Origin of the sequence: Leeuwenhoekiella palythoae, from assembly GCF_900130045.1 — a bacterium.
Taxonomy (GTDB): domain Bacteria; phylum Bacteroidota; class Bacteroidia; order Flavobacteriales; family Flavobacteriaceae; genus Leeuwenhoekiella; species Leeuwenhoekiella palythoae.
Map to the genome: position 1 here is coordinate 755,346 of NZ_FQXT01000003.1, position 24,573 is coordinate 779,918.

12 protein-coding genes and 1 pseudogene are annotated in these 24,573 nt (G+C 38.9%); 4 read left to right on the forward strand and 9 right to left on the reverse strand.

The features are described 5' to 3' along the window. Window positions 1-13 precede the first annotated feature (13 nt). The 9 genes from BUA96_RS10400 to BUA96_RS10440 form a co-directional block, all read right to left on the reverse strand. Window positions 14-1,495: an MFS transporter gene (locus tag BUA96_RS10400; RefSeq protein ID WP_072982808.1), complete on the reverse strand. Its 1,482-nt coding sequence runs from the start codon at window positions 1,493-1,495 to the stop codon at window positions 14-16. A gap of 184 nt (window positions 1,496-1,679) precedes the next feature. Then, a complete protein-coding gene (locus BUA96_RS10405) occupies window positions 1,680-3,851 on the reverse strand; it encodes an endo-1,4-beta-xylanase (RefSeq protein WP_072982810.1) in 2,172 nt (723 codons plus the stop codon). Window positions 3,852-3,888: 37 nt separating this feature from the next. Beyond that, window positions 3,889-4,947 carry a DUF5627 domain-containing protein gene (locus BUA96_RS10410; protein WP_233430633.1) on the reverse strand — a complete coding sequence of 353 codons (1,059 nt, stop codon included), beginning with the start codon at window positions 4,945-4,947 and terminating at the stop codon, window positions 3,889-3,891. After that, window positions 4,948-6,690, reverse strand: coding sequence for a RagB/SusD family nutrient uptake outer membrane protein (locus BUA96_RS10415; protein WP_072982812.1), 1,743 nt, complete (start codon window positions 6,688-6,690; stop codon window positions 4,948-4,950). A 23-nt stretch (window positions 6,691-6,713) separates the two neighbouring features. After that, the gene (locus BUA96_RS10420; RefSeq protein WP_072982814.1) at window positions 6,714-9,740 is read right to left on the reverse strand and encodes a SusC/RagA family TonB-linked outer membrane protein; all 3,027 of its coding nucleotides are present in this window, start codon (window positions 9,738-9,740) and stop codon (window positions 6,714-6,716) included. A 49-nt stretch (window positions 9,741-9,789) separates the two neighbouring features. Further along, entirely contained in the window at window positions 9,790-11,682 is a 1,893-nt protein-coding gene (locus tag BUA96_RS10425; protein ID WP_072982815.1) for a RagB/SusD family nutrient uptake outer membrane protein, read from the reverse strand. Between the two features lie 11 nt (window positions 11,683-11,693). Beyond that, the gene (locus BUA96_RS10430; RefSeq protein WP_084673120.1) at window positions 11,694-14,888 is read right to left on the reverse strand and encodes a SusC/RagA family TonB-linked outer membrane protein; all 3,195 of its coding nucleotides are present in this window, start codon (window positions 14,886-14,888) and stop codon (window positions 11,694-11,696) included. Window positions 14,889-15,432: 544 nt separating this feature from the next. Further along, complete coding sequence (gene xylA, locus BUA96_RS10435) at window positions 15,433-16,743, reverse strand: xylose isomerase (RefSeq protein WP_072982817.1); 1,311 nt, start codon at window positions 16,741-16,743, stop codon at window positions 15,433-15,435. After that, entirely contained in the window at window positions 16,743-18,233 is a 1,491-nt protein-coding gene (locus BUA96_RS10440) for a xylulokinase (protein WP_072982819.1), read from the reverse strand. Before BUA96_RS10440 ends, xylA begins: the two co-directional genes overlap by 1 nt. Window positions 18,234-18,346: 113 nt before the next feature. Between BUA96_RS10440 and BUA96_RS10445 the strand changes: the two genes are divergently transcribed. The 4 genes and pseudogenes from BUA96_RS10445 (at window position 18,347) to BUA96_RS10455 (ending at window position 24,566) form a co-directional block, all read left to right on the forward strand. After that, window positions 18,347-19,063, forward strand: a complete 717-nt coding sequence (locus tag BUA96_RS10445; protein ID WP_072982820.1) for an NUDIX hydrolase — start codon at window positions 18,347-18,349, stop codon at window positions 19,061-19,063. Between the two features lie 139 nt (window positions 19,064-19,202). Then, a pseudogene (locus BUA96_RS17145) lies at window positions 19,203-19,461 on the forward strand (IS3-like element ISLbl1 family transposase); the annotation flags it as partial. Between the two features lie 349 nt (window positions 19,462-19,810). Further along, window positions 19,811-22,933, forward strand: a complete 3,123-nt coding sequence (locus BUA96_RS10450) for a SusC/RagA family TonB-linked outer membrane protein (protein ID WP_233430634.1) — start codon at window positions 19,811-19,813, stop codon at window positions 22,931-22,933. A gap of 16 nt (window positions 22,934-22,949) precedes the next feature. Beyond that, window positions 22,950-24,566, forward strand: coding sequence for a RagB/SusD family nutrient uptake outer membrane protein (locus tag BUA96_RS10455; protein ID WP_072982822.1), 1,617 nt, complete (start codon window positions 22,950-22,952; stop codon window positions 24,564-24,566). Window positions 24,567-24,573 lie beyond the last annotated feature (7 nt).

Below are 24,573 nucleotides of genomic sequence, written 5' to 3' on the forward strand. Positions count from 1 at the left end.
AAGTAAATTAAGTTTATAATCTTTTTGGCGAAGGCTCGCGTCTGTTTGATAATTCTTCTTGTATCTCAAGCTCTTTAGCCTTATTAATTTTGTAGAAAATCAGGCAAGTAACACTTATAAAGAAAAAAAGTGCTGGATAAATACTTACCGATAGTTTGATACCAGAAATGGTTAATGCATCTTGAAGTTCGGCCTGCTCATTATAGCCGTACCACGCTAATAATCCCGCAACTAAAGCCCCCCCTATACTTAAACCGGCTTTAAGGCCAAATATCATTGCTGAAAAAATTATTGCTGTTGCCCTCCTGAAATTAATCAGCTCTGAGTAATCCGCCACGTCAGCGATCATCGCCCATAGTAATGGTGTAGAGATACCGTAAAAAAAACCATGCGTTAATTGAGTGATAAATATTAACGCGATAGCATCTTCAGCATAGAAAAAAAATGCAACCAAACAAATTGCGGACAGAAATAAACTAAGTCCAAAAACATCACGTTTACCAAATTTATCGGCTAACGTTTTAGAAAATCCGATTCCTATCATCATCATGACGATACCTCCAGCATTGAATAGACTAAAACCGGAGGTGGCAGGATCATCAGGCCAAGTAAATCCTACAAAACCCATATTAATGAGCCACTTATTAAGATTTAATATGAATCCATTAAAACCTATATTTTCTAAGAAAGTGCTCAGGCTAGCATTATCTACGAAATCATTAAAGTAATACACGTACATGCCTCCCTTCAAAGAAAGCGTTACAAATACAAAGATGGTAATCAGTAATACAGCTCGCCAAGGCTTATTTTTCAATAAATCTTTAACATCCTGTTTTATAGACGAATCGCGTTCTGCCTTAGGTAAGACGCGCTCCCGTGTAGTTAAAAAGGTTATGATAAAAAAGATAACACCAACAATGGCGAACAACCAAATGGTTTGCTTAAAACCCTCTACTTTATCTCCATCTCCTAAAATCAGTACTAGCGGTAATAAGAGTACTTGTACTACAAATTGAGCAATCATAACGGCCACAAAGCGATATGAAGAAATACTGTTACGCTCTGACATATTTCCGGTCATAACCCCACTAAGAGAAGCATACGGTAAGTTATTAGCTGAATAAATGATTACCAACAATATATAGGTAATCAAAGCATAGGTTACTTTTCCTGTCAAATCAAAATCCGGAGTGCTGAATGCAAGAATTGCTACAATTCCAAAAGGAATGGATGTAAATAGAATCCAGGGACGGAATTTTCCCCAGCGAGTTTTGGTTCGATCTGCAATTATACCCATCACCGGGTTGAAAAAAGCACCTATCATCCCACCTGTAAAAATAATAAAGGATGCCTTGCTAGGTGGTATCTTGTATACATCTGTATAAAAGAATGCCAGAAAAGTCATTAAAGTCTGAAAAATAAGATTTGCTGCAAGATCTCCTAAGCTATAGCCTATTTTCTCTACAATAGAAATCGTATTGTGGTTAGGTTTCATCGTATTTCAACTATTTTTTAAGTTCATTCTACACACTAGAGCTCTCCCCGTGAAGATTGAGCAGTTATTAAATCAAACTCGTGATATTTAAAATCTGATAATGGAGCGGTAGACTAAACTTTATTAGAACTAAATGTTATACAAGAATATACAAAAAAATCGAGGTATATAGTTAAAATGACTATTAGTTAATTTCTTTCGATTGAAGTGCCTCTACAACGCCTTTGTAGGCTAGCTTTCTTGTAAACGATTCAGTCCATAATCCAATAGGTTCACCTGCTCTCCAAGATGAATTGCTAGGACTATCTGTAGGACTCCAAATCGTAATACCATACTGTTGGTTTTGTGGTATTAGTTTAAAATATTCTGAAATTACGAAATGGTACATATCTGCTTGAGCCAAGTATAACTCTTCAGTAGCGTCTTTTGTTTGAACACCTATACCAATATCCAATTCGGAGATTTTAATTTGTTTCCCGGTAGCTGCTAGGAGTTTGAACATCTCAATTATCTTAGATCGATCTGAATCAATATTGATATGCATTTGTGTTCCAATTCCATCAACTCGAGCACCTTGTTCTTCTATATAGTTCACATATGCAATTATCCCCTTGCACTTATCTATATTATATTCAAGGTTGTAATCATTTATAAATAATATATCATCTGCATTGCCGTATTTCGCCGCGAGATTGAATGCCTCTACCGCATAATCTTTTCCTAAATAATCCTGCCAATAAAATTCGTCAGCGGCCATTTCCGATTTGCCTATACCAGACTTAAGTTCATATGGATTACCGTCATCCATGGGCTCGTTAACAACATCCCAAGCGAATGTATTGGATTTGGAAACTTCCATAATTCCAGATATCCACTTATCTAGATGGAATGATAAAGTATCCTTCTTTTCCTCCTCCGACATTTCGATGATTATATCTTGACCCGCTTCTTCATTAAACCAACTGACTTTTAAATTATCAAAGTAATAGGTTGTAGCAGTAAGACCTAAATTGAATGCTATCGTATTGCAACCCGCAGTACTTTCATTAATAGTAACTTCTGTATTAATGTGTTTCCATTGGGTTGTGGCATTAATGGTTCCGAAAAAATTATAATGTTTATAGGCTCCCGGGGCGGTTTGTGCCTGTGTATTTATAGCTGCTACTGCATCAGCTCTTACATCCATTTCTAGTTTAAACTTTTGTCCAACCTCTGTAACCTTGGGGAAAGTCACAAACAATTGAGATTCCCACTCATTTGGGCGCACCTCAGCGTTGGTAATTTCTAAAGCTCTACCGGAGTCCTCTGCCCCTTCTCCCATAGCGGTAAATGATAATACCGCATTAGGACCATTACTTTGATAACCATTTTGAGCATCAGTTTCGAAAGGTTGGTCTAGAAGATCTTCCCAATCAGGACCGTTACCATTTTCGTTATATTTTGATACTTCAATGTTATCAAATTGATAAGTTGCAGCAGTGGTACCTAAGTTGAAGGCTATAGTATTGCAGCCAGACGTATTTTCGTTGATTGTAACATCAATACTAATGTGCTTCCAAGTAGGGTTAGCCGTAAGTGTTCCAAAAAAATCATAATGCTTATAACTTCCTGGTGCGGTATGGGCTTGAGTATTTATAGAGGTGTCCACGTCAGATTTAATATCCATTTCTAATCTGAAAACCTGTCCAACTTCTGTGGCTTCTGGGAATGTTACAAAAAGTTGCGAATCCCATTCATTAGGACGAACCTCTGCATTAGTGATAGTTAAGGCTCTTCCTTCTCCATTAAAACCTGCACCATCAGAGGTGAAAGCCAATGCTGCATTTGGTCCGTTGCTTTGATATCCCGATTGATCATCGCTTTCAAAGTCAATGCTTAGTATAGTCTCCCATTCTGGATTAGATTGTGCTGGAAGAATAGTTGGGGCAATGGTACTATTTAGAAACGTAGCATTTTGATTGGAATGCCACGCTAAGGTGTGCCCATAAATACTTAATCCGGCCTCCTTGGCATGATTAACAAATTGGCTCACCTCATCAAGATTCAGTTCTCCATTATCATTGACTACTGCACCATGTTTCATACCGTAACCTGCTGTAAGCTCTTGAAAATTTGAATTACTTAGGCTGAAAACGGTTCCTTGACTATTATAAGAGGAGATACTTACTCCGGCGCCTAACTTTAAAGAGGATTCACCTATATATTCCTTTAAAGGCTCTAATTGATCCAGTTCCTCTTGCTGCTCTATACTTAAAGGTTTTTCTACTTGATATTCCAAAGGATCTAGATCAACACAGCTAAAAACAGAAAGAATCGGAACTATTAAAAGCAATCGTTTTAAATAAAATGTTTCCATGGCAAAATGATTATCGAGAATTTTTAATTCTTATGATTTACTGAAGTATGGGTGAAAAGGTTTCTAGACTTACACCACGATTACGCATAACAAGGGTGTCTTTTGTTGAAACTGATAGTTCTTCGGTTTCAACTTCATAAGTGAGGTATAACGCATCTCGGTCTTGAGAACCCCAGCTATTTTTCTCTCCATCCTTTATAAAACTTCCACTACCTGATATGCTGTATTCCGTTGGATTTGGAGAACTAATTGTAGCAGTACCATCGTCTTGAAGAGTTACCAATAAACTAATTCCTAAATCAACCCCCTCCTTATTCTGAATTCCTGTGTCAAAACTGATTTGATACCTTGATTTAGAATCTAGCATTACCACTTCATCATCAATGACATTGCTTTCGCGTCTTATAATTGTCTGATCGGCTTCAGAATTACCATTTCTACCAGTTATTATATCTTGGCCTCTTCTCAAATAATATCCTTCCCAAGGATTGATATATTTAATAGCATAAAATATAAAGTCTTTAGGTTGTACTGCCCAATCCAGAGCATTACCACGTCTTGGATCTGTCACCTGAGCCTCACCTGACAAAATAGAATCTACTGGAGTGGCGCTCAACATTCGAATTGGAATCACATAGTTACGCTCTAATGCTTTTGGATCATTAAAAAAGGAATCTGTAAGCTGTACCTCTACTCCTCCTGATAATTCACCAGCAGGAATGACAATCTTATCTGTTGCGAGACTATAATGTGTAGTAGGTAAAGGAAGTATCGGGTTTTCGCCTTCTCCAAACAAAAATCCTTCTACAAGAGAGTTATCAACTTGAAAACCTATGGCTATATCGTTTTGATTCTCATAGACCCCTCCGACAGTTGCACGAATTTCACACTTCCCTTGATTGTCTAAGGTTGTATCGAAAATATCTTCCCCTAGAGTAATCGTTCTCACGGGATATTGATAGGCAAAATAAACAGCTTGATATTCATAATCTGGGAATTCCCATTCCCCATTTTCACAAGAACTGTAACAACAGATTAAAAGTATCAGGAGTAAATTAAAATATATTCTCATAATAGTATGTTTATAGGTTTGCATTTACCAACCTTCGTTTTGTTGTAAGGCTTCAAATTTTAAAAGTTCACTATACGGCACAGGACCATATTGCATATAGTCTTGATATGCTCTATTCTCAACATTTATATAATCAAAATTGTTATCTTCTATTGACACCCCCATTGCTGTTTGACTGAGGTTTAAATTCCATCTTCTCAAATCCCAGAAACGAAATCCTTCAAAACAGAGTTCCAAGCGTCTTTCATTTCGGATAAGTTCCCGCATAGCCACTTTATCAGAACCTATTGATTCTAAATAAAGATCAGGCTGCGATATTCCAGCGCGTTGTCGCAGTTCAGCAATTACATCATAAGCTGAGAAATCCTGAGTGCCCGTACCTCTTGGACCCCAAGCCTCATTTGCTGCTTCTGCGTATATCAAATACAATTCTGTATACCGGATGCGTGGTTTATAATGCAATTGAGTATTGGTAGTAACGGGATCAAGATTTACATCTTGACGCAGCAATTTTTTCATATAGTATCCTGTTCTAGTAGAGGTAGCTTCGCGATTAATGGCATCGATAGAGTTACCATCTGCAGCAGTAGTAATGGTTGCATTATTTACCCCAGCAGTACCCTGGTTAACTAATATGTAGGTACGCAAACGCGGATCTCTATTTTCATAGGGGGCATTCGGATCAAAATTACTTAGAGGATTAGAAATAGGATAACCATTAGAATCTGGAAAGGCATCGACTAAATTTTGGGTTGGATTTAAACGCCCCGCTCCATTAAGGGAAGGTGGAAAATGATCCATTTCAAGATTATTACTTTGTCCTACATCACCTCTCCATAAAATTTCAGGAGGATTTGACCCCCCACCCAATTGATTGATTTGTGAAGCATTGGTATACCAAGTATGTCCATTGGGTGCTATTCCTGATATTCCGCCATTTAAAGAAACTACTTCACCTGCATAGTTTGCCGCTTGCTCCCACGATATACCGCTGTAAGCTCCAAAAGCGGGACTTGCTGCTAATAATGCTGCTTGTGCTTTCAGTGCTTTTACTATTCTTCCACTCATACGTTGTCTCCCTCGTTCGCCAAAAACACGGTTGTAATCATTGATATTATCAATACCACTTGGCAGTAGACTGGGATCATTTATATCTTCAAAATCAAGTGCTAACATTTCATCGGCACGTTCTAAATCACTGAGAAGTTGAATCATACAGTTTCTAAAAGTTGATCTTGGAATATTAAAATCAGATTCCGGATCTTCTGGGTCTAATATTATGGGCACTCCTAATAACTCACCTTCTGCAAGACCAGCGTGCGCCTGTAATAAATAGTACATATGGAGCCCTCTAAGACCATAAGCTTCTCCTTTAAGTCTTCTATTGTACAATACATTGATATCGTTATCAGTTGACCATTCCACATTATCTGCTTCAGATAAAAAGATGTTCAAATATTGAATGGCTGATCTTGAGCCCTGCCACTGTGTAAATGGATTAAAATTCGATGCCCATTGTCCTGTAGCTGCTTGTCGAAAATCATTAGTAATGTCATTAGAAACTGCATCATCGGTTGCGACGTCATTGAATGACCAGTTCATAGTTGGAATGCGGATATAACCATTAAGCAATAGGCCTTCAGCATAAGTTGCTTCGCCATAGGCATCTTCTAAACCACGATTATTTTCAATTGCTGGTTCAAAGAGGTCGTCGCAACTTGTAGCTATACAAGCTACAATTAAGAGCAATAGTATTTTGGTATTCATAAGTATTGAATCTTATTTATTTATTAAAAAAGAGCCTTTAAACCCAAATTATAAAAGCGCGTTTGGGGAGCTCCTCCTATATTTAATTCTAATAATTCACGTTCAGGAGAAATGGTCAATAGATTAGCTCCACTGATGTATATATTCAAGTTTTTGAATAGAGAATCTCCTAATACATTTTGAGGCAATTCATAACTCAATTGTATCTTAGCCAGGTCAATCCGATCCGTTTTATAGATCCAATAATCAGAGGATCTATAATTATTAGCACTATTTTGGGTAGTTAATCTTGGAAAAGTGGCTGTATCAGCAGTTTCAGGAGTCCAGCGATCTCTGGTTATAATTGAATATTTGTCTTCACCGTCTATCCAAAAGTAAGAACTGTTTTTCATGGCATACGCTCCTGTCTGCCCTGTAGCAAGTGCAAATAGCGTTAAATTTTTCCAGGTTGCACTTAAATGAATTCCAGCAGAAAGTGGGGCACCATTCCATCCCGCTTTGCCCAAGTAAACTTCATCTTGAGCATTAATAACTCCGTCATTATTTTGATCGATATATTTTATATCTCCTGGAGCAACATTCCCCAAAGCATCTTGACTTGGTGCATTTGCGATCTCTTCCTCATTATCAAAAAGTCCATCGCTGCGTAATCCCCATAATCCATCTAGAGGTAAACCTTCTCTATATTGATAGGCATCTTCAAACATTTCGGCGCGTTTAGAGGCTTGGGTATCATAATAAATACCAGCTACACCTAAAGACCAATTTACACTACCGGATCGATGATGGTAGGTAAAGTCAAAATCAAAACCTACACGATCATCGTTCTCATAATTGATGTAAGGAATGAACGAGCTATTGGGGTAAAAATTCTGAAAGTAGTTTGGATATAATATAGAGGCTTGAATAATATTGCCTTTCATTCGATTTCTAAAAAAAGCTGTTTGAAAATCAAATGATTTTTCAAAAAGTGATCCTTTGAGTTCCACATTGAATTCTTTACGTTTTGCAAAGGTTAGCCCTTTGTTTCCACCTTGTCTTGAATCTGTGGTTCTAGTTAGTGCTCCATCCCGCCAACTGTACCAGGCGCCATCAGTTTGAGTATAAACATTCTCATATAGGTAATAATCATTAATTCCTAAATCAGTACTTACAATACCTGCTGTTACTGACAATTGTAAATCATCAATAAGTGTTGAGTTTTCTAGAAATGGTTCCTTATCTATTTTCCAAGCTAAAGTGGCAGTAGGTGAATACCCGGTACGGTTACCTTTTGCCAATCGCGCTGAATGTATTGCCGCTTCATTAAACAGGAGGTAATATTTATTTTTATAATCATATGCTAATTGTAGTCCAAGATTGACATTGCTAATTCTATGATAAGCGCCGGATTGTGTTTGTTGCCATCCTCCTGCAACAAGCATCGCAGAAAAGTGTTGGTTCTGATCGATATCAGCAGAATAATTTAACTGGCTTGAAAAAGCGATGGTTTGCTGATAGGCACTATTATTAATATTTTGAATCCCATCTGTTGCATCTTGTCCGTATTTTGTCAGTCCACCAATTTCGTCAACCCCATTCATTGTATTCCAACTGGCCTGATAAACTGCATATTGATTATTATAAGATTGATTGTAAGAAGTCGCATAATCTACACCGAACATGGTTCTAAATGTTAAGCCTTTCAAGGCTCGATTAAGATCTGCATCAATTGCGGTGTTGAATTGAAATTCACGACTGGTGTAGGTGTTATATCCTCCTGCATAAATCGATGCAAAGGCATTGGTCTGATCCAGTTGTGTACCCCCTAATAAAAAGCGTCCATCGATGAGGTTGGAACTATTATCGACTAATAGTTGTGCAGCTTGATTATCAGCTGGAATACGATCAACAGGAATCAAAGGAGCGAATCGATTAGGTCTAACGGTGGCTGCACTCTCCCAGTAGTTAGCATTGACTCCCCTACCGCTATAATAGATTGCATTGGCTCCAAGAGAAGCTTTGATCCAATCATTGATTTTTAAATCAACGTTCCCTCTTACATTAAAGCGTTCCGTTTTATTCTGACGTGCCTGTCCAAAATTCACAAAATCACCAATTCTTAAAAAACCTATATCTGTGTAATATTTGGCAGATTCATTCCCTCCAGAGATTTGTAGTGTAGCATCATAACGTTGATTTACCTTTTTCAAATACGCATCACTATAGTAATTTACATTAGGATACCTGTAAGAATTAGTGTTTGAACCGTAGTTATAAATTGTCTCATCACTATAAAGTTGTGCTAAACCATCATTGGCTCTGGCCTCATTATACAAGGTCATATATTCTGCAGAACCTAAATATTTTGGATAACGCTTAGGAACAAATAATCCTGCATTAACGCGCACATCAATTCGTTGTTTACCTATTTGCCCCCTTTTGGTCGTTATATTAATTACTCCTTGTGCTGCTCTACTTCCATAAAGTGAAACTGCAGAAACACCTTTCAAAAATGAGATCTGTTCAATTTCTATAGGCAAGGCACTGTTAGCGGATCTGGGAACACCGTCGACTAAAACGAGATAATTACTCATCCCCCAAATATTTCCTCCATTGAAACCTCCTATAAAACCATTTAGATTCTCTAGGCTGTAGGTAGTATAATTTTTTTCAATTAACTGTTCTAAATTTATATGCGAGATTCCTCCTGCTATCAGTTCATCTTTATCCACTTCGCGATAAGCTACTTGAACTTTAGAATCCAGATTGGAAATAAGAATCACATCTTCTTGATCTTCTAAGCCACTTAAGGTGACTTCTTGATATCCTGTTGCTGATATTTCTAAAACGGAAGTATCGTTCATTTGAATGCTAAAGCGCCCCTCTTCATCAGTTACTGAGAATAGCTCCGTATCATCTACTTCAACAAGTGCATCTTGAATAGGTGTTCCTTGATCATTCAATACTCTTGCTTCAACCAACACGCTGTTAGTTGATTGAGCAGTAAGTGTCAAGCAGGATAGAATAGCTAAAGCCAACAATACTATATTGGATTGTGCGTATTTCATTTAGTTTTACTTTGATTATAATTGAATTTTAATAGGAGGCTAGCGTAAATTACCAACCCGGATTTTGTGGAAACTCCACATACATATTGGTATCCGCATTTTTCAATGGAAGCCAGTAATGTTTAGAAGAATAGTTCCGCTCTAATATCAGTTCCTCTCTAAGGTTAAGTACCCTATTTTCTGTGGGATCTTCAGTATTGAGTGTTCCGGAACGATCAAATTCCAATGAGGTTTTTAAGGTGTAAGGCTTTTCGATAAGCAACATCCATCTTCTAAGGTCATTGAAACGATGTCCTTCGAAAGATAATTCCACAGCACGTTCTCTGCGCAATTCACTCATAAAACCATCTATTGATGAAATATATCCACCTTCACTCTCAGACAACTCTCCTGCACCGGCTCGATTACGGATGGTATTTACTGCATCAACTGCAGTTTTGGAAAAATTATTAGATTTCGCATTTGGACTTCCGTATCCTTGTACAACAGCTTCGGCATACATCAAATAAACATCCGCTAAGCGCATCCAAGGCAAATGAAGATTAAGGTTATTCCCATAATTAAAGCCGTCATCATATCTATTTGCTGTTATGGGAATAAATTTATAATTCAAAAATCCAGATCTACTTCCGGTGCTAACATCCCTGTAGCTACCTCCGGTGTACAGGTTTGCAAAGCGATGTTGTTCAACATCATCAGGCATAGCCCCCTGAACAACTTTGACCCCGTCAAAGATTATATCATGATAGAATCTTGGGTCTCTGTCTTTCCAAGGATATTCAGGATCATAGCCCGATATCGGATCTGGTTTGGTAATATCTGCTATAGGTAAGCCATTAGCCATTCCATAGTAACTAACGTAATTTGCAGTAGGCATAAAATTACTCCCATCCTGAATAATAGCTGGTTGGTATTGTTTACTTGTACCCCAGTTAGAGCCATTAGCTCCGTAGTAAGGACCTCTAAAGATTGCTTCGGATCCTCCAGGAATACGCCATCCTTGACCGGTTGTGTAAAAGTTTACGCTATAGTTTTCGAAGGCTACCAGCTCATAAGGTGCTGCTCCGCTTTCACACAAGTCCAGAAGCTCTCCAAAGGCAGCTGCAGCTTTTTTGGCATAATCAGCATTATAACTTTTAGAACCTGTAGATTCTAAATTCATCAGCGGGCTAGATGCCCATAAATAATTTTTTCCAAGATATCCAAGAGCCATGATCTTATTGATACGAAGATCATTTTTTTCACGAGTTGCGGCTCCTGCTTGAGTATCATCCCAATCAATAGGAAGAAGGTTTGCAGCTTCTCTTAGATCTGCTCCAACTTTATCCGCACATTCGTGGTAGCTCAGTCGTGGTAATTCTAGGGGTTCGTCACTTGGTAATACATAATCAATGTAGGGCATTCCTCCAAAATACTGTATCAACTGAAAATGAAACCAACCTCTAAAAAAGAGTAATTGACCTTTGATAAAATCTCTTTCCTGTGACGTTGCGTCAGTCATAAGCTCTAAATTTTCTAGACCTAAATTCACCTTACGCAGTCCATACCAAGCATTTTTCCATAAATCCTTCTGAAATCGATCATCATTTCTTGATGCATCTGCTTGATTCATCCAAGAGGCCCCCCAGCCGTCATATTCTGTTTGCCATCCCCAAAAGTTTCCATTATCAAATTTATGGATGACATGAAAATTCATATCTGCAGAAGTAATTTCATCATCTCCCCAATTCCAGGAATTGGTCCAGTAGGCGTTTGAAAAATCTGGTATACAATGGTACAGTTCTTCAGTAAACCCTTGAAAATTGGTGAAATTTTTAAATGCTTCTTCTTCTGAAATTATTGAAGCGGGTTCTTTATCGAGGTAGTCTTCACAAGAACAAAGACTTAAAACCGCAACAATCATTATTAGTATTCGCATAATTCCGTGGGTATTTATATTCATAGCAATAATTTTTAAAAGGTAATATTCAGTCCTAAATTGAATCGTTTTAAGGTTGGATAAGCCCCCTGAGATGCCCATCCGGTACCCGCAAAATTGGACTCTCTATCATCTGGCATTTTAGTCCATACATAGAGATTATTTCCATTAACAAATAGGCGTAAGCTTTCAAACCCTAAACCTTTAAGAAGTTTTGAGTTTTCATCCAAGGTGTAGGCAATCTCTGCATTTTTTAGTCTGACATAAGATCCGTCATAAAAGAATCGAGAACCGTCACTAGCTCCATTAGGCGTTGACACGTATCTTGGAACAGGAGCATCTGCGTTGGTATTATTTAAATTCCAATAACTACCTTCATCATATACAATATTGTTTTGATTTCCGAAGCTGTTAAATACGACTTGGCGGGTAACATTATTTACTCCGAAAAACTGTACAAATCCACTTAGGCCCTTCCACTGGAATCCTACTGTAGCGTTGTAAGTATTTTGTGGTGCTCCTGAGAATCCATAAGGTATATTGTCAAATCCATCGATAACTCCGTCAGCATTGAAATCTATAATTTGATAACCTCCGGGTAATTTTTGAGCATCATCGGTGTTAAATTGGGTAGTAGCATATAGCTCATCCCAAGTATTATAAAACCCATTATCAACGTAGGAATAGGCCTGCCCTATGGCTTTATTATTATTTTTCTGATATTCTGGTAAGAGTTGCGGGTTATCTCCTTCTATAACTTTATTTTCCGCATGAGTCATATTCAGTTCTGCCCATAGTCTCCAATCCGTTCCGAAATCCTGTTTTAAATTGAGAACAATTTCATATCCTTTATTTTCAACTTCTCCAAGATTTGCAACTGGCGCGGTAGTTCCATAATACTCGGGAATAGCCCGCTGGTCACCAGATATTAATACATCGACACGCTGATCTCTAAAAAGATCAAAACTTCCACTTATTTTTCCGTTCAAAAACCCAAAATCAAGACCAATATTTGATTTCTTTACTTTTTCCCAACTGATCTCTGGATTTCCCACTGCTGATTCTACATACCATACATATGGACTTGCTTCTGCCTGTTCTCCTGTCACTCCCAATCGAGATTGTCCTCCATAAGACCACTGGGTGAGATATAAATACCTTCCATTTATATTATCATCTCCAATCTCTCCATAAGAGGCTCTTAGTTTTAAATTATTAACAAAGTTTATATCCTCCATAAATGCTTCGTTAGATATATTCCATCCGAGACCACCAGATTGAAAAAAGGCAAAACGATTCCCTGCAGCAAAACGTTCAGATCCATTATAGGCTCCATTATATTCTAAGAGATATCTATTGTCATAGCCATATGTTGCTCTGAACACCCAATCTTCTCGATAAAATGGCAATACACTACCAGTTGCAAACTCATTTCTATTAAACAATCCCATAGCGGTGATATCGTGCTTCTGTGCTATATTCTTGGTGTAATTCAACTGTGTTTGATAGAACAATCTGCGATAGGCTGCGCCATTGTTTACAGCCCCGTCTTGAGCAGACCACTTCACCCCCTGTTGATAATCAAATCCAGTGTTAGCATCATAAGTTTGTCTGTACGTTACAATCCCTGTATCAGGATCAATGTACTTTTCCTGCGGATCATTATATAGGTCATTGATCCCTCTATTGGCTTCAACAAACGTGTTATCTAAAGCTATAGTCCCATTAAAACTCAACCCATCAATAAGCATATCCAAATCTTGTTCAAGAGTAAAATTGGTTTGCAATTGTGTATTCGTCAAATATTGCACTCCACTGATCGCCAAGTTTCTAATAGCATTACCTTGACCTCCGCCTGAAGGCGCATTGTAGCCCCAAGATCCATCTGAATATTGTGGTAAATAAATATCTGGCGGAGTTGTATAGGCGGCTATCCAATACACATAATCACCACCACCGAAATTCCAAGGAGTTTTACGTACTCCGTAAGATCCAGATAATCCAACTTTAAGTGTTGTGGTATTGGTTAATTGAAAATCTAAATTCGTGCGCACGTTGAGCCTGTTAAAGCCAAAACCAGGTTGATACCCCCTTCCATTGTCATATTCTCTAATCAAGTCTCCTTCATATTGAAAATCTGCGCCTGCAAAATATTTTACAAAATCAGAGCCTCCACTGATATTTAGATTGGCATTATAGGACGGGGCAAAATCTCTAAATAAAGCTTTATCCCAATCAACATTTGGATAACGTTCACTTTCCTCTAGGTTTGCAGGAAATCGATACTTGTCAATAATATTTTGAGGTTGATAAAAGCCCCAGGATTCTGGTCTAAGAGACAATTCATTTTCAATAGCCTGATTACGTACTAAAAAGGTATCGTATGCATCCTTTTTCCCCGGAAGTTTAGAGGCTGTTTTTACTGAAGAATTGAGACGTGCCCGAATAACAGCTTTTCCAGATTTTCCTCTTTTAGTAGTAATTAATATGACACCGTTTGCGCCTCGCACACCGTATACAGCTGTAGCAGACGCATCTTTCAAAACCGAAATGGACTCTACTGAACTTATTGCCACGGTATTCATGGGACGTTCGATTCCATCCACAAGCACTAAAGGACTAGAATCATTCCAAGTACTTTGTCCTCTGATATAAATTCTTGGGTCTTCAGCTCCGGGAAGGCCTGTACTGGCAGTTGTGATAACCCCTGGCACATTCCCTGCTAAAGCAGAGCCAACATTGGGTACATTTCCTGCACGCTCTAAATCCTCACCGCTTGCCTGAGCTATTGCAGCTACTACACTTTCTTTTTTCTGTTGACCATAACCAATTACAACAACTTCCTCCAATGAGGTTTCATCAGTCTTCAATTGAATGGTAAAAGATGTATTGGTACCAACACGTCGCTCAATAGTTTGAAATCCTACGAAACTAAAAACCAATACGCTTTCTGATGAAGGTACATTTAAAGTAAAATTACCATCGAAATCTGTTACGGTTCCCATCCCAGACACTCCTTTTACCAATACATTTACTCCTGGAATTGGCAAACCATCAGTTTCAGATAACACGGTTCCAGAAATGGTAGTTTGTTGTTGAATTGAATATTCTAAAGGGTTTAATAGAGTAGATTCCTTCCCTAATAGAGGACCAGAAATGATTATTTGAGATATTACTCCAAATAATGCACTTTTAAACGCATAGTCACTTTTTGAGAATTTTATTTTCATATTAACATATTAGCTTTACAGTTTAACTGAGAATTACATCGATATAGTTCAGTTATCGAAGAATCCGAAATCGATTGAGTACACACTCTTTATGTTTTATCAAATGTTAAACAAAACCAAATTATTCTTTATCCTGTGTAACATCCAAAAGCGATCATTATAAAACGTTATGCTTTTATTAATAACCGTTAACAAATGTATTTGGATAATCTTAAAATTCGTTAAAGGTATGTTACATATACTTTATTCTAGGTTACATTTTACGCATTTTATGTTTATGTAACCTAGCGTAAACTATCTATTACTCTTGATGAATAATAGAGGTAAGAAAAATGAAAAACAATAGTATTACCATAAATAATATTAAGTAGTGTCATATATAGTACATAACCATTGCAGTGTACTTAATTACTTCTTTGAAACAAGTTGTCTCCAAATGTTATAATAAAAAAAGAGTCCCATAAAATGGGACTCTTGATTTGTTAGTCAACACACACTTATAATTAAACTAACAAACTTTGTATTGGTAATTAAATAGTATTCCTTAAAAGGCATTAGCAATAAGCTGCTCGAACAACTCTTGCTTTCCGCTGTATGGTTTTGGTTCTCCGGTTTGGTGTCCCAAGGTACTGAGCGCTTCTAACGATAAAGCCCCAGATTCAAATTTTGCACCATTCCCCTGATCAAAAGAAGCATAGCGGTTTTTGCGTAGTTCTTTATAAGAAGTATGCTGAAGCACGTGATCTGCAGCGATCAGTCCGCGGGCAAAAGTATCCATCCCGGCGATGTGGGCGATAAATTTATCTTCAAGATCAGTAGAATTACGGCGCACTTTAGCGTCAAAGTTGATGCCGCCGCCTTGAATTCCACTACCTTCAAGAATAACCAGCATCGCTTGAGTCGCTTCATACACATCAATAGGAAACTGATCTGTATCCCAACCGTTTTGGTAGTCGCCGCGATTGGCATCAATACTGCCTAGCATTCCTGCGTCAACAGCTACTTGCAATTCGTGCTCAAATGTATGACTTGCTAAGGTTGCGTGATTCACTTCAAGATTCAGTTTAAAATCATCTTGTAGTCCGTATTTATTAATGAAACCTAAACTCGTTGCTGCATCAAAATCATATTGATGCTTGGTAGGTTCCATAGGTTTAGGTTCGATTAAAAAGTTTCCTTTAAATCCTTGTTTACGCGCATAATCACGGGCAATGGTTAGAAACTGCGCCAGATGATCCTGCTCCCGTTTCATATCGGTATTCAGCAAGCTCATATAGCCTTCACGACCACCCCAAAACACATAATTTTCACCACCCAACGCAAGAGTTGCATCAATGGCAATTTTAAGCTGCGCACCGGCATAGGCCACCACATCAAAATTAGGATTGGTTGCAGCACCATTCATATAACGCGGATTACTAAAGAGGTTTGATGTTCCCCAAAGCAGTTTAATACCGCTTTCTTGCTGTTTGGTTTTTGCATAGTCTACAATCGCAGCAATGCGTTTTTCAAACTCTCCAAGACTAGGAGCTTCATCTACAAGATCAACATCGTGAAAGCAGTAGTACGGAAGACCTAGCTTGGTCATAAATTCAAAAGCGGCATCCATTTTATCCTTAGCACGTACAATAGGATCAGGGTTGGCATCCCAAGCAAAAGTTTCGGTGGGAGCGCCAAAAGGATCTCCACCTTTATTGTTAAGCGTGTGCCAGTAGGCCATCGCAAAACGCATATGCTCTTTAAGGGTTTTTCCTGCGACTACTTTGTTTTCATCGTAGTATTTAAAGGCAAGCGGATTGTCGCTTTCTTTTCCTTCAAATTTTATAGGGTCTATGTTTTTAAAATAGGTACTCATTATTCTATTATTTGAATATTATTTTTCCAGGTTTGATATAAATCGGTGTACTGTTGTTTTAATTCGGGTTGAGGTTCCTGAGTGCTTAATAACTCTAGTCCGTGAGCGGCCTCATCCAGACTGGTATAAAATCCATAACCGTGGGCTGCTCCTCTCGCAGCACCTTCAGCGCCATTCGTTTTGTACAGCGCTAGGGTAGTTTGCGTGGTATTTACAAAAATCTCTCTGAATACCGGACTCAGGAATAAATTGGCTTTTGTTGCCTTTACGGAATGTCCATCGGCGCCAATATGCTGCATCACCTCAAAGCCATAGTTCATCGCATAAACAATTCCTTCACAAGCCGCACGAACCATATGGGTGGCTCCGTGCCTGTTGAAATCTAAATTCTGCAACCCGCTGAAGGATTTCTTGTTATTAAAAATACGTTCCACTCCATTGCCAAAAGGATAAAAGTTAAGTCCGGCACTACCCGGACCAGCTTGCGCTGCTTGCGCATTAAGGAAATCGTAGGACAACAACTCATCTTTTCCGGTGGAAAGTATTTTGCGCAACCACTGGTACAAGATCCCTGAACCATTAATGCAGAGTAATACGCCGTTGCGTTTTTGAGTTTCGGTGTTATTCACGTGCAAAAAAGTGTTGATGCGATTTTCGGTATCAAAGGCATCTTGATCGGTCACCGAATAGATTACTGCGGAAGTTCCGGCAGTAGTGGCGATTTCTCCGGGTTGATTTACGTTAAGTGCGAGCGCATTATTAGGTTGATCTCCTGCGCGATAGGTGATTGCTACATCTTTAGAAAGGCCCAAACACTCAGCGATTTGAGGTGCAATAGTCGCCTGATGACTAAAATTAGCCACGACCTCAGGAATCACCGCACGCGGAAGATCTAAAGCATTGAGGACTTCTTCGGCTAAATTATTCTTTTTAAAATCCCAAAGCGCTGCTTCAGAAAGCCCCGATTTGCTGGTTTGTGCTACGCCCGAAAATTTAGCGGCCAGATAATCTCCCGGAAGCATCATATGTGCGACCTGATCAAAAAGCTCCGGTTCGTGTTGTTGCACCCATTTTAACTTTGCTGCGGTAAAATTCCCCGGACTTTGCAAAACCCGGTCTTGAAAAAATGCTGCTCCTTTTTCCTGATAGTACTGTTCGCCAATGGGCGCAGCACGGCTATCACACCAGATGATAGAAGGCCGCAATACGTTAAGATCTTTGTCTGTAAGTACCAGACCGTGCATCTGATACGAAATCCCAATGGCTTTAATTTGTTTAAGATCAAAACCTTTCCTTTCTATTTCTTGAATACCCCTACACGTATAATTCCACCATTGTTCGGGTTCCTGTTCTGCCCAGCCACTTTGCGGGGTATCCATAATCATCTCGTGTTCAGGAACCGTGCAGCCGACTACCGATTTACCGGTGTTGGCATCAAGTACGGCAAGCTTGATTGATGAACTGCCCAGATCGATTCCTAAAAAATACATATATCAATTTTACTTAATTATCTTATAGTTTATTTGACTACAAGTATACGCTAAAATATTGATTTCACAAATTTTTATACTTTAGCAACCTCGAACTATTAAAATTAGTCTGAATGACTACAACCGAAGCCAGTAAGACCACCAGCCACAGTGCTCCTATTTTAGACAGTATAACCATTGATTGCGTCATATTTGGTTTCAATCAGGGATCTCTAGAGGTACTTTTAGTTAAGCATGCAGACGGAATAAGCAAAGATAAATGGGGATTACCCGGAGGTTGGATCTACACCGACGAAAGTACCGACGATGCAGCCAACCGTCTTCTTTTAGCTCTTACCGGGATAAAAGACATTTATTTAGAACAATTGCGTGCCTTTAGTGCTCCGGATCGTTTTCCGGTATCTCGGGTCATTACCATTGGATATTACGCCTTACTAAAGCGTGAAGATTGGGTTGGTCTAAAACCTGGAGCCACCGCTTCTGAAGTAGCATGGTTCAAGGTTTCTGAAGTAGAAACCCTTATATACGACCACCTTCATATTTTAGAAATAGGTCTCAAAAGATTACGCCGTAGAATAAAGCAAGAGCCCATAGGATTTAACATGTTACCTGAAAAATTTACGTTGCTTCAATTGATGCATTTATACGAAGAGATTTTAGGTTATGAGATGGACAAGCCTAATTTCAGAAGAAAAATTCTTAGAATGAATTTGCTGACAGCGCTCGATGAAAAGCAGAAAGACGTCTCCCATCGGGCTGCTAAACTTTATAGATTCAATCCTGAGGTCTATCAAAAATTGCAACAAAAAGGTTTCAATTTTGAATTTTAAGCTGCGATATTACATCTTTTGCTCTAGGTTAGTTTATATCATACTATTACTTTATAGAATATGAAATTACAGCATTAGACAGGATATAGAGTTGAGAGAATATTATTGCAGTTGTCAACTTAGCAATAATGAGACGTAAAGCCAAAAATTTACTAATATACTAAAAGCTATAATGATCTGTTAAAACGATTTATGGGTCGGAAAGGAAACTGCTGGAAAAATGCCGTAGGTGACTCCTTTAATTCTCTAAATATAGAGTGGGGATATTGGCATAAGATAAGCTTAGGTCTCAGGCGGAGTAATGAATCTTTCAGCGGATAGAAACCTCGTACAATACCAGAAGAAGTAGACGTTCTTATTTAGGAAACAGAATCACTAAAGAATTTGAAGTAGATTAGTATAATATCAGCATAATCACTTCACTTTAGGTCTTGTTTTTCTATTTCAAGTCCATTACAGTGTATATTTATAAATTCACTGTAGTATGAATCAATCTGCTTCAGTACATAGGCAATTCTAATTAGAGGTTCCTAGCCTAAAAATATTTAATTCAAAATGACGTCCTGTGAAATTATTCTCATAAGTAGCATTAATATTTTTTTCATAAATCAAATTCTTTAAAGAATTAATTAATGTTAAATTTTTAACTATATCGTTTTTATCAAACATTTTTTTTTTAATCTTGTTATGTCCTACATAATTACATAAATACATAATGATTTGAATATCAAAACTAAAACAACATTTATGAAAACACTTTTACAACTCAGGATGCTTAAACAGATCACACTTGTTGTGCTGGCATTGCTGGGAACAACCACAATTATGGCTTCTCCGGCATTGGGAGAAGTTTTTGACAATTACGATCAGAAAACGATTTCGGGAGTTGTTTATGACACCGAATCGGGAGAGACACTTCCCGGTGTAAGTGTGAGTATTAAAGGAACAACAACAGGTACGATTACAGATTTTGACGGTTCTTTTCAACTACAGGTTGAGCCGGGCGCCGTATTGGTGTTTAGTTATGTAGGTTACATGAAGCAGGAAGTACCTGTAGGCGATCAAACCTCACTAACCGTTAATATGGAAACCGATGTTCAATCACTTGAAGAGGTGGCTATAATTGGTTATGGTAAGGTAAAACGATCCAACCTTACCGGGTCTGTATCTACCGTAAGCAGTGAAGTACTTGAACAAACTAATAAAGTAGACGCGGTTTCTTCTATCCAGGGACAGGTTGCGGGTGTTACCGTGCAACGTACAGACAACAAGCCCGGTGCAGGAGGTTTCAACATTCGTGTACGGGGTGCTAACACGATTAATACCGGTGCAGGTAATGGAGGTTATAGCCCGGGACAAAACCCATTATTTGTAGTAGACGGAATCTTTGTTGATGATATTTCCTTCCTGAACCCTGCAGATATTGAACGTATGGATGTACTTAAAGATGCGGCTTCTGCTGCGATCTACGGTTCGCGTGGTACCAACGGGGTTGTAATTATTCAGACTAAAAAAGGTAAAGAAGGAAAAATGACCGTACGTTACAACAACTACATAGGTTTTAAAGAAATCTACAACCTTCCTCCTGTTTTTAATGGTCAGACCTATATCCCTTTCTTAAGAGATGTGGTGGTAGGTAACCAGTTTGCTTCTAATACAGATGGAAATTTCAGTCAGTATTCTGCAGAAGCAGTAAATATCAACGATTACCTCAGTGAAGAAGAACGTGAAAACATCGCGAACGGCGTAAGTACTGACTGGGTAGATTTGATTACTCGAAACGGTTTCCAACAAAACCACACCCTTGATATCAGCGGAGGTAACGACAAAACCGTTTATGCCGCCGGTTTGGGGTATACCGAAGATCAGGGAACTATTTACGGAGAAGACTTTAACCGTTATACCCTAAAAGGAAATATTCAGAGTGACCTTACAGATTGGTTAACCTTTGGGTATGATAACTACGTTACTTTGGCTACAACCAATGAAGGTAGTTTAGAAGCTTTCAGAAGTGCATACCGTCTAAAACCAATTGGTAGAGCCTATGACGACAACGGAGATTTGCTTTTCTTGCCAACCCAAAAAGAAACTCAGGTTAGTAATCCTATTTTCGATACGCAAAACTGGAAACTTGAGAATAAGTACATCAATTTTATCGGTAATATTTCGCTTAGCGTAAAGCCTGTTGAAGGTTTGAGCATTACTACAAAATTTGCTCCTAACGTAAAATACACCCGTGTGGGTGAGTATCGCGGTTTGTTAACCAAAAGTACCATCGGTAACCAGAGTAATACCCGGGCAGAGGTCAACAACTTCCTAGATTATTCGTATACCTGGGATAATATTGTTGACTACAGTCTTGATATTAATAAGGACAACAGTCTTGCTGCTACTCTGGTGTACTCCAGATTTTTACAGGACAATGAATCTTACGGAATCCAGGTTAGAAACTTTACTTCAGACAACTTTTTATTCTATAATCTGGGAGCAGGTTCTAACGTAAACTCCTACGGCAGTGGTTTTAGCAGACAAACTTTAGAGTCCTATACCGCACGTCTTAATTACAATTTGATGGATCGATACATTCTTACCCTTACCGGTAGATATGACGGAGCATCTGTATTATCTGACGACAACAAATGGGCCTTTTTCCCTTCAGCTTCATTCGCTTACCGTGTGATACGTGAAGATTTTATGCGTAACCAAAAAGTATTTTCAGATCTGAAATTGCGTTTAAGTTATGGTCAGACCGGTAATAACGGTATTGGTGGAGGATTAAATCCTTTAGGTACACTTTCATTACTTGAGTCAAGCTACACGAATATAGGCGACGCGAGTGTACCTACATTGTACGTAAACGGTCTGGCAAACCAAGACTTAAGCTGGGAGCGTACTTCTGAGGTTAACTTTGGTCTTGATTTTGGCTTCCTGAACAACAGACTTACTGGTAGTGTAGATATTTACAATAGAGATATTAAAGACATCATCTTCTACAGACCTTTACCTAACGTGACTGGTTTTGGAGGAACTTTTGATAACATCGGGGAATCCCGTAACCGCGGTATTGAAGTTGGTCTTAACGCCAAGATTTTTGATGGTGAAAACTTTAAATGGAGTACCAATCTAAACTTTGCCAGCAACCGTAATGAGATTGTTAACCTATACGGAAATAGTGACGAAATCATTTTTGGAGCTCAGGGAGGTACTTTCATCCACCGAGTAGGAGAACCTACGGGATCGCTTTACGGATTTAAATTTGACGGAATCTGGCAACTGGATGAAGCTGCAGAAGCGGCTACCTACGGTCAAAAGCCGGGTCAGGTACGTGTGGTTGACGTGAATGGTGACGGGCAAATCACAGAGCAGGGAGACCGCGTAATTCTTGGAAACCCACTCCCTAAATGGACCGGAGGTTTTACCAGTACCATGAACTATAAGAATTTTGACTTCTCTTTCTTTGTATACACCAGCCAGGGCGTTACCATCTCCAGTAATTTCCACAATGCGCGTGCATTCTCCTATGATGGTGAACCCGCCCGATTATGGAATGGTTACGATACCGATTATTGGACACCAACCAACCCCACTAACAACTGGTTTCAGCCCGGTAATGGTGGCCCGTATCAGCAAGCCATTAAAAATATGGATGTGTCTTTCGTAAAAGTTGGTTTTATGACCTTGGGATACGCGCTTCCTCAGGAGACTATTCGAAAATTCGGAATTCAAAAATTACGTTTATACACTACCGTTCAAAACCCATTCACCTTTTCAGAATATGATGGTTGGGATCCTGAAAACGCTGGTAGAAATACTTATGGCGCCTCATTTATGGCACGCACCTACATGGCCGGTATAAACTTTACATTCTAAAAAAATAATTAGTATTATGAAAAAATCAATTTATACTTCAGCACTCGCTTTACTGCTTACTGGTACGCTGGTAACCGGTTGCGACGATTTCCTGGAGGAAACAAACAGACAGGCGATCAGTATTCCATCTTCACGGGAGAATTCGGAAAGTTTTGTCCAACTCGTTAACTATATCTACGAAATAACACGCGAAAACACTACCCACTATCAGCCAGACATGCTTTATGTGCTGGAAGACCTGGGTACCGATATCGTGACAAGAGCCTCACCTCTTACAGGTACTGACGCAATAAATGACTATGTAGATCTAAACGCATCAAACTATGTATTGCAGGTGTACTGGTCTAATCAGTATAAGCAGATTGCTGCTGCAAATACCTTGCTTGCCAATGCAGATTTAATTGAAGGTGTTGAAGAAAGTTTGAAAAATAGAGGGGTCGGCGAAGCTAAATTCTTCAGAGCCTGGTCTTATTTCAATCTGGTAGAGAACTATGGTGGAGTACCTATTGTCACCGAACCTATCACTACAGCTCAATCTGATTTTCTACGTGATGAAGAGCAGGAAGTTTATGAGCTGATCGTAAGTGACCTTAACGATGCCATCAATGCGGTTGATGAAAATCCGGAAGAATTTGGTCGTGTATCTAAAGATGCAGCACGTCACCTACTTTCTAAAGTTTTATTGACCCGTGGTTACAAGTCTTTTGCCGCATCAGACGATTATACCCGTGCGATTGCCCTGGCAGAAACCGTGATAGACAATCACCCGCTTGAGCCTACATTTGCAGATGTAGTTGATATTGAAAACCAACGCAATGATGAAGTGGTCTTCTCCTTCCTGTTTGGTACTGAAACCTCTAGTTTGGGCTGGGGTAATACCAAACACTTATTGTATAAGTTTGAATACTTCAACTATCCTGGTTTAGCACGTGGTAGTTTATATCAAAATGGAATCGCTAGAATGCCCACTCCGTTTTTCTTTAATATGTTTGATGAGGAAGATACCCGTAATGACGAAACCTTGAGATATGTTATTTACGCAGATGTAGCTGAAGACGGTATTGAAGTAGGCGATACGGCTATTTATTTCCCAAAAACAGCCTGGAGTCAGGAGCGTATAGACAGCAAGCCTTACGCGGTTATTAATGCAGATCAGTATCTGGTTAACGATGGAGTTACCAATACCCACTGGCCGATGTTTAAGAAATTTGACGACCCGGGCGCTCCGTTTACGTATGCTAACGAGCGTGCCTTTGGAGATCGCGATATGGTTATTATGCGTGGAGCTGAAGCTTATTTGATAGCTGCCGAAGCTGCATTGCAAAACAATAATCCGGGTGCTGCTGCAACCTATCTTAATGCCGTACGTTCACGTGCAGGTATCACAACCCCGCTTACTGCAGGAGATGTTGATCTTGCTCTTATCTTAAATGAGCGCGCCCGTGAATTGATTGGTGAAGTAAACCGCTGGATGGACTTAAAACGTACCGGGACTTTAATATCCCGCGTTTTAGAATATAACCCACACGCAGCGCTTAACAATGCAATAGCCGAAAAACACCTTCTAAGACCCATACCACAGTCTGAGATTGATGCTTCCGGACAAACAATTAGCCAAAACCCGGGTTACTAAAACTAGA